This window comes from Bradyrhizobium sp. 2TAF36 (assembly GCF_052114925.1).
Taxonomy (GTDB): domain Bacteria; phylum Pseudomonadota; class Alphaproteobacteria; order Rhizobiales; family Xanthobacteraceae; genus Bradyrhizobium; species Bradyrhizobium barranii.
This window is the reverse complement of record NZ_JBFRFR010000063.1, coordinates 42,113-52,386: the sequence shown is the minus strand read 5'-3', so window position 1 is coordinate 52,386 and position 10,274 is coordinate 42,113. Positions and strand designations below refer to the sequence as shown.

The 10,274-nt window shown below is 64.0% G+C and carries 9 protein-coding genes; 5 read left to right on the top strand and 4 right to left on the bottom strand.

Going from position 1 to position 10,274, the window contains the following annotated elements:
* Positions 1–155: 155 nt before the first annotated feature.
* From AB4Z51_RS31435 to AB4Z51_RS31425, 3 genes are all read right to left on the bottom strand, one after another.
* Positions 156–1,406: a flavin-dependent oxidoreductase gene (locus tag AB4Z51_RS31435; RefSeq protein WP_028156622.1), complete on the bottom strand. Its 1,251-nt coding sequence runs from the start codon at positions 1,404–1,406 to the stop codon at positions 156–158.
* Between the two features lie 241 nt (positions 1,407–1,647).
* Positions 1,648–2,484 (bottom strand): enoyl-CoA hydratase family protein, encoded by an 837-nt coding sequence (locus AB4Z51_RS31430; RefSeq protein WP_441498695.1) that lies wholly within the window; start codon positions 2,482–2,484, stop codon positions 1,648–1,650.
* Positions 2,485–2,515: 31 nt separating this feature from the next.
* Positions 2,516–3,277 (bottom strand): SDR family NAD(P)-dependent oxidoreductase, encoded by a 762-nt coding sequence (locus tag AB4Z51_RS31425; RefSeq protein ID WP_135215112.1) that lies wholly within the window; start codon positions 3,275–3,277, stop codon positions 2,516–2,518.
* 210 nt (positions 3,278–3,487) lie between these two features.
* Between AB4Z51_RS31425 and AB4Z51_RS31420 the strand changes: the two genes are divergently transcribed.
* Genes AB4Z51_RS31420 through AB4Z51_RS31400 form a run of 5 tightly spaced genes read left to right on the top strand, consistent with a single transcriptional unit; the run spans position 3,488 to position 9,197 of the window.
* Positions 3,488–4,285: an alpha/beta fold hydrolase gene (locus AB4Z51_RS31420; protein ID WP_441498694.1), complete on the top strand. Its 798-nt coding sequence runs from the start codon at positions 3,488–3,490 to the stop codon at positions 4,283–4,285.
* A 12-nt stretch (positions 4,286–4,297) separates the two neighbouring features.
* Positions 4,298–5,587 (top strand): acyl-CoA dehydrogenase family protein, encoded by a 1,290-nt coding sequence (locus AB4Z51_RS31415; protein WP_135215114.1) that lies wholly within the window; start codon positions 4,298–4,300, stop codon positions 5,585–5,587.
* A gap of 2 nt (positions 5,588–5,589) precedes the next feature.
* Entirely contained in the window at positions 5,590–7,116 is a 1,527-nt protein-coding gene (locus AB4Z51_RS31410; protein WP_441498693.1) for a class I adenylate-forming enzyme family protein, read from the top strand.
* Positions 7,113–8,201, top strand: coding sequence for an NAD/NADP octopine/nopaline dehydrogenase family protein (locus AB4Z51_RS31405; RefSeq protein ID WP_441498692.1), 1,089 nt, complete (start codon positions 7,113–7,115; stop codon positions 8,199–8,201). The genes AB4Z51_RS31410 and AB4Z51_RS31405 overlap by 4 nt, the downstream gene beginning before the upstream one ends.
* A gap of 3 nt (positions 8,202–8,204) precedes the next feature.
* Positions 8,205–9,197, top strand: coding sequence for a 3-hydroxybutyryl-CoA dehydrogenase (locus tag AB4Z51_RS31400; RefSeq protein ID WP_441498691.1), 993 nt, complete (start codon positions 8,205–8,207; stop codon positions 9,195–9,197).
* Here AB4Z51_RS31400 and AB4Z51_RS31395 read toward each other — a convergent pair.
* A complete protein-coding gene (locus tag AB4Z51_RS31395) occupies positions 9,194–10,240 on the bottom strand; it encodes a peptidase M29 (protein ID WP_028156630.1) in 1,047 nt (348 codons plus the stop codon). The genes AB4Z51_RS31400 and AB4Z51_RS31395 overlap by 4 nt on opposite strands.
* Between the last annotated feature and the right edge of the window lie 34 nt (positions 10,241–10,274).

The following is a 10,274-nucleotide window of genomic DNA, read 5'->3' as shown; positions in this document are numbered from 1 at the left end:
CGATCGCGGACACGACACGCTTGCGAAGATCCAGAGAATAAGGCTTGCCCATCCATGCTGGCCTCCAACCCAGCCAGAATGGTGAATCAGAAACACACCGATTTGGGAATCCCAAATCGATTCAACCTAACCCCATCCCGCTTTAGCAGCGAGTCCTAAGCGCGCACCGCCGCCAGACCCGGCACTGCGGCGAAGCCGGCCTTGGTGGCGTAGCCGCGGACGATCGCCTCGCGCTGGGAATAGCTCAGCACGTTGTCGACGTTGTCGAAGCCATCGGGCGCAAGCTGCTCGACTGCGTCGATGACGCCCTCGGGACCGCCGCGCCGGTTGGATCGGACGATGTCAGCGGTCATCGGCAGACGCTTCTTCTCATATTCAAGCAAAGCCTGGCGCGGATGCTCGGCGCGCACCAGCGCATCGGCAAGGCAGCGCGCGTCGAGGATCGCCTGAGATGCGCCGTTGGAGCCGACCGGATACATCGGATGCGCGGCGTCACCGAGCAGCGTAACGCGCCCGGACGACCAATAAGGCAAGGGATCGCGGTCGCAGGTCGGATATTCGTAGAATTCCGGCGTTGCCGAGATCAGGCTCTTGACGTCGATATAAGGCACCGAGAAGCGCGCGACATGCGGCATCAACTCCTCGCGCCGGCCGGGCCGCGACCAGTCTTCCTTCCGGGGCGGCGGGGCATTACCTTCGCCGACCTTCACCAGCACCGCCCAGTTGGTGAGACGGCTCGCCGGGCTCGATCCCTCTGCGATCGGATAGATCACCACCTTGGCGTTGAGGCCGCCGGCCACGATCATCGACTTGCCGGTGAGGAACAGCGGCCAATCGCGCGCACCGCGCCATAGCATCAGGCCGTTCCAGCACGGCGGTCCCTCGTTCGGGAACAGCGTGTCGCGAACGCGTGAATGGATGCCGTCAGCGCCGATCAGGATATCGCCGCGCGCAGTATGGATGTGCGCGCCCGAGCGGTCGAAGAAATAAGCGGTGACGCCGCCCTCGTCCTGCGTGAAGGCGCCGAGGCGGCAGCCGGTGTGAATTGCCTCCGGTCCGAGCCGCTCCTCGACGGCGCGATGGATGACGCCCTGAAGGCGGCCGCGGTGAATCGAGAATTGCGGCACGTCATGGCCGGCGTCGATGCCGCGGGCTTCACGCCAGACCTCCTGGCCGTGGCGATTGAGGTAATAGAGCTGGTCGGTGCGGATCGCGACGTCGTCGAGCTGCTGGAGGAGACCGAGGCCGGCAAGCTCCCGCATCGCATGCGGCAGCGTGTTGATGCCGACGCCGAGTTCGCGGATGGTGTCGGCCTGCTCGAAAATCTCGCATCCGATGCCGCGCGAGCGCAGCATCAATGCCGTGGTGAGACCACCGATACCGCCACCGACGATAATCGCCTTCATCGCCCTTACTCCACTCGAAAATACGCCAGGCAATGGGGTTAAAGTCGCACGGGCGGTCACTCCGCCGCAAGCGGCTTTGTCGCCTCCGCCTTGAGCTCGGCCCCGGTCTTGGGCTTAGCCTTAATTCTCAGCTTCTCGAGATCCCGCCGGCCGCGCACGTCGTTGCAGAAAATCTGATCTGTTCCGTGCAAGTACTGCGGCGCAAATCCCCATTGCTGGCTTCCCGCAGCAAGTCCGGGGCTCAGTCGCCCCTGAAGACCGGCTTGACCTTGTTGGCGAACGCTTCAAAGGCGCGCTCGAAATCCGCTGTGGTCATGCACAAGGCCTGGGCAACGGCTTCCGCTTCGATCGCCTCTTCAATCGACATCGCCCATTCCATCGCCAGCATCCGCTTGGTCATGGTATTGCCGAAGGTCGGGCCTTCCGCGACCTGCTTGGCCAGCAACTGCGCCTGGGGCAGCACCTGCTCGGGCGTGACGATGCGGCTGAAAAAGCCCCAGCGCTCGCCCTCCTCCGCCGTCATGAACCGGCCGGTGTAGAGCAGCTCGGAGGCGCGGGACTGTCCAATGATCCGCGGCAGGATCGCGCAGGCGCCCATGTCGCAGCCGCCAAGGCCGACCTTGTTGAAGAGGAACGCGACCTTCGCGCCGCTCGCCGCGAGCCGCATATCCGATGCCATCGCGATGATCGCGCCGGCGCCGGCGCAGATGCCTTCGACCGCGGCCACAATGGGTTGAGGGCAGGCCCGCATCGCTTTGACGAGGTCGCCGGTCATCCGCGTGAAAGCGGTCAGCCCCTTGGTGTCCATCTTCACGAGCGGGCCGATGATCTCGAACACATCGCCGCCGGACGAGAAGTTACCGCCGGCGCCGGTGACGATGATGGCCTTGACTRCATCATCGAAAGCGCAGGCGCGGAAGAAATCCGTCAGTTCCCGATAGCTCTCGAAGGTCAGTGGATTCTTCCGCTCGGGACGGTTGAGCGTCACCGTGGCAACGCTGTCGACCACCGCCAGCAGGAAGTGCTGCGGCGAATAATCCGCGAGCGGCACGGTCACAGGATTGGCTGGTCTGCTCATGCGATCTCCTAACTATGTTTGTTCCGCGCTACTAGATTTCGCCGCCTGCGACTGCAATCGCCTGCCCGGTGATCGCACCAGCGCCTTCGCCGCACAACCAAAGCACTGCGTCAGCCACCTCTTGAGGCGTGATCAGCCGTCCCTGCGGATTGTGCTTCGCGAGCTCGGCGATCGCCTGCTCGCGGCTCCTGCCGGTCTTCCTCATGATGTTTTCAATGCTGCCGGCGACCAGATCGGTGTCGGTGAAGCCCGGACACACCGCATTCACAGTCACATTGCTTCCGGCCGTCTCGAGGGCAAGAGAGCGCACGAGACCGACGACGGCGTGCTTCGCCGCCGTATACGCGCTGACATAGGCGTAGCCCTTGAGCCCCGCCGTCGAGGCAATCGCGACGATGCGGCCATAGGGACGATCCTTCATGCCCGGCAGAACGCCCTGGATGGCATGGACAACGCCCATGAAATTGACGTCCATCATGCGCGCAAACAGGGCAGCGTCCGATTTCGCGAACGGCGCGGATTCTGCACTTCCCGCGTTGGCGATCAGGATGTCGATCGGCTTTCGCGCGCTCGCTTCAGCGATAGCGGCTTTCAGTGATAATTCGTTCGAGACGTCGGCGACCGCAGCAAAATGCGCGGCACCTGCGCTGACCGCCTCTTCTAGAACAGCCGCGTTCCGGCCGAGCACCGTCACGGTTGCACCTACCCCGACAAGAGAGGCTGCGATGGCGCGGCCAATGCCGCGACCGCCACCGGTCACGAGCGCGTGCGGCGAGTGCGGCAATTCGGACATGCGCTGGCTCCTTGGCTCTGCTGATCGTTCCTCGATATATTTTAACCTTCAAGTTTTTGCAACGAAGCTGCCGCAGCGCCGCGAACGCCTTCGCGCGAGAGACCGGCCCGAAAATTGCTTTAAGTATAAAATTATCGCTTCCCATCCCCCACAGGCCTGTTAGCATCGCCCAGCCGAGCAAAAGGATGTCGCGTGTCGCAGCCTGCGCCAATGATAACAAAAGACGGCCGCTTCGCCTATGAAGCCGCGGGCGATCTGGACGCGACGCCCCTGATCTTCCTGCATGGCATTGGCGGCGCGGCACGGGCCTGGCGGCAGCAGCTTGCCAGATTCAGCACCCAGTTCCGCACGATTGCGTGGGACATGCCGGGCTACGGCGGATCGGCGCCACTCGCCACCGTCAGCATCACGGCCCTTGCCGATGTGCTCCAGCAATTCATTGAGCAGCTTGGTGCAAGCAAGCCAATTCTGGTCGGCCATTCGATCGGTGGCATGATCGTGCAGAAATGGCTGGCGCAATTTCCGAAGCTGGCCCGCGCGGTCGTCCTCGCGCAGACCAGCCCGGCCTTCGGCAAGGCCGATGGCGATTGGCAAAAATCGTTCATCGCGGCGCGGCTTGGGCCGCTCGATCGCGGTGAGACCATGAAGTCGCTGGCTCCCTCCCTGGTGAAGGAGCTTGTCGGCGACGATCCCGATCCGAAGGGAATGGAGCTTGCGCGCGAGTGCATGGCAAGCGTGCCCGAGGCGAGCTATCGCGCCATGATGCTGGCTTTGATGGGCTTCGATCAGCGCAGCACACTCAAGGACATTTCCGTCCCGACGCTGTTGTTGTCCGGCTCCAAGGACAATAATGCGCCTGCCCCTATGATGGCAAAGACGGTAACATTCATTCCCTCTGCCGAATATGTCGAGCTGGCTGGGGTCGGCCATCTCGCCAATCTTGAACGCCCTGACGCGTTCGACGAAGCCCTCGGCCGGTTCCTGAATTCCGTCGCAACCAAAACGTAAGGTGGCTGCGCAATGACCATGCAAGTCAGCAAGAACATCGGCGTAACCGACAAGGTCGCGCTGGATACGCCGATCTTCGATCCCGTCGCATTCCGCCTGAACGACGAGCAGGCCGGCATCATCGCGCGCGCCCGCGAGATCGGCCAAAGCGTGTTCGCTGGTCGCGCGGCGACTTACGATCGCGAGGCGATTTTCCCGACTGAGAACTATCGCGACCTGCATCGCGTCGGCCTACTCGGCATCGCGGTGCCCAAGAAGCATGGCGGGCTCGGCGCGAACTATCAAACCTACGCACTGGCGGCAGCGGAAATCGGCCGCTATTGCGGCGCGACCGCCCTCACCTGGAACATGCACGTCTGCTCGACCCTGTGGTCCGGTCCGCTCGCCGACGATCTCGACATGGACGCGGAGACCCGCGCCGAGCACGAGCGGCGGCGCGCGGTGCATTACAAGCGTATCGTCGAGGATGGCGCGATCTACTCGCAGCCCTTTTCCGAGGGCGGAGCGGCCGCGGCCGGCGGCGTCGCGTTCGGCACGGAAGCAAAGCCCGTAAAGGGCGGTTGGATCGTCAACGGCAAGAAGATCTTTGCATCGCTGTCCGGTCATGCCGACTATTACGGCGTGCTCTGCACCGAGATGGAGGAGGGCGAAAAAGCCTCGCGCCGCAACACCCTTTACCTCGCGATCTCCGCGAAATCGGACGGTGTCTCGGTAGTCGGCGACTGGGATCCGCTCGGCATGCGCGGCACAGTCTCTCGCACGCTGCTGTTCAAGGATGTGTTCGTCCCTGAGGATTCCGCGCTGATGCCGCGCGGCGTCTATTTCCAGGCGGCGATGCGCTGGCCTCACATGTTCCTGACGCTGTCGCCGACCTATATGGGCCTGGCGCAAGCCGCCTATGATTTCACCGTGCGCTATCTTCGCGGCGAGGTACCGGGCATGCCGCCGGTCAAGCGCCGGATGTACCCCACCAAGCAGATCGCGGTCGCGCAGATGCAGATCAAGCTCGAGCAGATCAAGGCGATCTGGTTCCAGGCCGTCACCGAGGCCCGCGCCAATCCAAGCAAGGAGCAGGTGCTGCGCGCCTATGCCGCGCAATATTCGGTGATGGAGGGCGCCAATGAGCTCGCCGCGCTCGCGATCCGCACCTGCGGCGGTCAGGCCATGCTCCGCTCGCTGCCGCTGGAGCGCATCTATCGCGACAGCCGCTGCGGCTCGCTCATGCTGCCCTGGACCGCCGAGCTCTGCCTCGACCGGATCGGGCGCGAGGCGCTGTACGAGGCCGGTGAAACGGACGACTGACCGTGGACCTCTGTAGTCTGATCGATCGCAACGCGGCGTTCGCGCCAGACAAGACGGCGATCGCCTTCGAGGGTGAGCGGCTGAGCTACGCCGCACTCGCCGCGCGCATCGAACGGACCGCCACGGCGTTGAAGCAGGAGCTCGGCGTCGGCCGAGGCGACCGCGTCGCAATCCTGAGCCTGAACCGGCCGGACTATCTGGTTCTGCTCTACGCATGCGCGCGACTTGGTGCGATGCTGGTGCCGCTGAACTGGCGGCTGGCGGTTGCCGAGCAGCGCTTCATTCTCACCGATGCGGGCGCAAAGGTCCTGGTACTCGAGCAGGCATTTGCCGGAGTTCTCCCGGAGCTTGCGCCGGGGACGGCCGTCATCGGCCTCGATTTCGCGCCGTCGCGGGGCGTAACATTCGAAGACCTGCTGGCTCGCAGCGAAGGCAGCGGCCGCAATCCGCACACTGATCTCTCCTGCCCGCTGCTCGTCGTCTACACGTCTGGAACGACGGGACGGCCGAAGGGCGCTGTTCTGCGGCAAGAAGCCTTGTTCTGGAACGGCGTCATGAGCCAGCACATGCAGAACATGACGTCAGATGATCGCGTGCTGACGGTACTGCCGTTCTTCCATGTCGGTGGCCTCAACATCCAAACCACGCCGGCGCTGCAGCTTGGTGCGACGGTCACGATCCACGCCCGCTTCACGCCAGATACTGCGCTCGCGGCCATTGAACGGGAAAGACCGACCCTGACGGTGATGGTGCCTGCAATCCTCCAGGCCGTGAGCGAGCATCCCGCCTGGACAACGACCGATCTCTCGTCGCTCAAGGCCGTCTCGACCGGCTCGACCATCGTGCCACCGCACCTGATCGATCGCTTCGTGGCGCGCGATGTTCCGGTGCTTCAGGTCTATGGTTCGACGGAAACCTGCCCCATCGCAATCTACACCCGGCTTGGCGGCGATCTTTCGCGCGCGGGATCGACCGGACTTGCCGGCCTGTGCTGCGAAGCGAAGGTGATCGATCAGGYCGGCAATGAGGTCCCTGCGGGTACGCCGGGCGAAATCGCCGTGCGAGGGCCCAACGTGTTCTTCGAATATTGGGGCAATGCGGATGCCACGCGCGATGCGCTGCACGACGGTTGGTATCGCACCGGCGATATCGGCCTGTGCGACGCCGACGGCTATTTCTGGGTCCGCGACCGCAAGAAGAATGTGATTATTTCCGGCGGCGAGAACGTCTATCCGGCCGAGATCGAGCGCGTCCTGCTCGAACATCCCGATGTCAGCGAATGCGCCGTGATCGGCCGGCCGGACCCGCGCTGGGACGAGGTGCCGATCGCCTATGTCATCGGGCGGTCCGGCTGCCGGCTCGAAGCGGAGGAGCTGAGAGCGCATCTTCAGACGCAGCTCGCCCGTTACAAGGTTCCGCGCGACATCGTCTTCGTCGACGACCTGCCGCGCACGGCGCTGGGCAAGGTCCAGCATTTCCTGCTGAAGCAGCTTGATGCGCAATCGCGCGCGCAAGGAGAAGCATCTTGAAGATTGCAGTTCTGGGTGGGGGAAACGGCTCTTTCGCGGCCGCGGGCGATTTTGCGCTGTCGGGGCATGAGGTCCGGCTCTGGCGCCGCGACACCGATCAGGTGACGGCGCATCGCGCGGCCGGCTCGCGCATCCTGGTGAAGGATCATAATGGCCGGCACGATGTGAAGCTCGCGCTGGTGACGACGGACATCGCCGAAGCAATTGATGGCACCGAGCTGATTCTGTGCCCCGCCCCTGCCTTCGCGCAGCCGGACATTGCTCGTTTGCTCGCTCCGCATTTGCGGGACGGCCAGGTCGTATTCCTGCCGCCCGCCACATTCGGCTCGATGATCTTCGCCCAAGCCGCGCGGGATGCCGGAAACCACGCCAAGGCAAGCTTTGCCGAGACCGGCACGCTGCCTTGGCTGACCCGCAAGCACGGGCCGTTCGAGGTCGCGATCACCATCCGTGCCAAGCGGCTGCCGGTCGGCGTGTTCCCGCTCGATCAGGCCGCGCATGCACTCGAAGTGATCGGACGCGCTTTCCCTGATGCGATCGAGCCCTGCGGCGATGCGCTCTCCGGCGCGCTGATGAATGCTGGGCCCATCATTCACCCGCCGCTGATCGTGATGAACGCGGGCCCGATCGAGCATTTCGAACGATGGGACATCCATAAGGAAGGAACGCAGGCCGCGATCCGCCGGGTGACCGACGCGCTCGACGCAGAACGGATCGCCGTGCGCGAAGCGCTTGGCTATGGCGCGCCGCATTTTCCGCTGGCCCACCACTACGCCAAAGAAGGCGAGATCTGGATGTATGGCCGTGGCTCGCACGACCGGCTGACCGATTCCGGCGACTGGCGTGAGCGAATCGTGCTGACCGAGCACCGCTATATGCGTGAGGATCTGCGGCTTGGGCTGTCGCTGCTGGTCTCCGCCGCCGCCCTGGCGGGCACGCCTACACCGTTGGCCAAGGCCTTTCTGGCCATCGGCGGCGCGATTTGCGGCGAGGATTTTGCGCAGGGCGGCCGAACGCTCGAGATGCTGGGGCTTGGCAATCTCGGCAAGGCCGAGCTCCGGGCGCTTCTTCGCAGGGGATTTTGACCGATGACCAGTCGCGCCAACATTGCCTGTCTGGGAGCCGGCCGCATGGGGCGCGGCATCGCCGTCGCGTTCGCCTACGCGGGGCATATGGTCACGATGATCGATATCAAGGGCCGTTCCGCGGAAGATTTCGCCAGGCTGGAGGCGGACGCGCTCGACGAAGTCAGGAAGACCTTTGCCAGCCTGTCGAAGCTGGGACTGCTGAGCGAGGCAGATGTCGATCCGCTTATCGCACGGGTCTCGGTGGTACCAGCCAGCCGAAGCAGCGCAGCGCTGGCCGAAGCCGGGATGGTCTTCGAGGGCGTTCCCGAGGTCGTCGAGCTCAAGCGCGAGGTGCTGGGGGCGGCCTCAAAGCAGGTCGGCCCGGATACGATCATCGCTTCGACCACGTCGACCATCCTCGTCGACGATCTCGCTGGGGCGATCGTGAACCCTCGGCGCTTCCTCAATGTGCACTGGCTCAATCCGGCCTATCTAATCCCGCTGGTCGAGGTTTCGCCCGGCAAAGCCACTGACCCCGCCATCATCGATGAGGTCAAGGCGCTGCTCGAAGCCATCGGAAAGGTCCCCGTGGTCTGCGCGGCGACGCCCGGCTTCATCGTCCCGCGCATCCAGGCGCTGGCGATGAACGAGGCTGCACGCATGGTCGAGGAAGGCGTCGCCAGCGCCGAGGAGATCGACAAAGCGATCCGTTACGGCTTTGGCTTCCGCTATGCCGTGCTCGGACTGCTCGAGTTCATCGACTGGGGCGGCGGCGACATCTTGTACTACGCCAGCCGGTACCTCGAAGGCGCGCTCGGCAGCGACCGCTATCGCGCGCCGGACGTCATTTCCCGCAATATGCAAGAAGGCCGGATCGGCTTGCGAACGGGTGCCGGCTTCCTCGATTATTCAGGCATGGACGTCGATGCCTATCGCGTGAAGCGGCTTCAGGCCATGGTCGACCTGCTCCGGCATTTCGGCCTGGCGCGCCCACCGGTCCTCGACCGCAGCTAGCCGAAAACGTCCTGCAGCACGCCTTCGCGAACGACCGCGACGCCATCGAGTTCGATCGTCGTCCCCATCATCGGCAAATCAAAGTGGCCCGCCGTGTAGCGGCCGGCAAATTCGTTCGCGCCGGTCGAGAACAGGAAATTGCCGGAGACGGCACGAATTTCAGTGCCGTTGGTGTCGCGCTGGTCATACATCGAGAGGGCCTCGTAGCGGGCTCCCGGATTCATGCCGAAACCGACATGCGAGACCGCATAGGCCTCGCGATCGCCCCACGCTGCGAGATAGGCGCGCATCATCGCGGCATCTGTGCCCTCGCCCTCCAGCTCGACGACATAATCGTCCTTCAGCGTCATTTTCACCGGGGACGCCAGGTAGCGCTTGAAGGTCAGATTGATGTCACCGGGGGCCATCACCAACGTCCCGTTGATCGTTCCGCTCTTGGGAAAGCTAACCACAATGCCACCCGGCCAGTGCGCCAGCGTGCCGGGCTTGTCGGTCCAGCCCCACACGCCGACCGTGGACGCACCGACCATGTCAACGTCGAGCGCCGTGCCGGCCTTCGATGTCACGCGCATCCGCTTCGTCCCACGCAACAACTTCGCCGCCGCGCGAACGCGCTTCTCGAGTGCGGGATCCGGCACCATCCGCTCCAGCGCTTCCGGATGTTCGTTGGAGATCACCAGTATCCGCGCACCGGCCTTGAGGATCTCCGGCGTTTCCACCGCATGCATCAGGCCCTCGATGGTGCAATCCACCACAAAGCCGGCCTGCTGGAGTGCGGTGATGACCGGACCAAGCCGCTGGATTGCCTCGCTTGCCCCGGTCGAGCGAACCGGCACGATATTCCGGTTACGTGGCGTCGGCATCACCACATGAAACGGCCGCGCGCCCATCCGCAGCAGGGCGAGCTCCGCCAAATGAACGTTCAGCGCGCGCGATTGGGTTTCCGAGAGGATTGCCGCGGTGTCGCCGGCCTTGACGGCGCAGCGCTCAAAGATCTCGCAAAACGCGTCGATCCATTTTGCCTCGATGCGATCCGCCAGCATGGTTCACTCCCGGTCTTCTGGTTTCTTTGTTCAG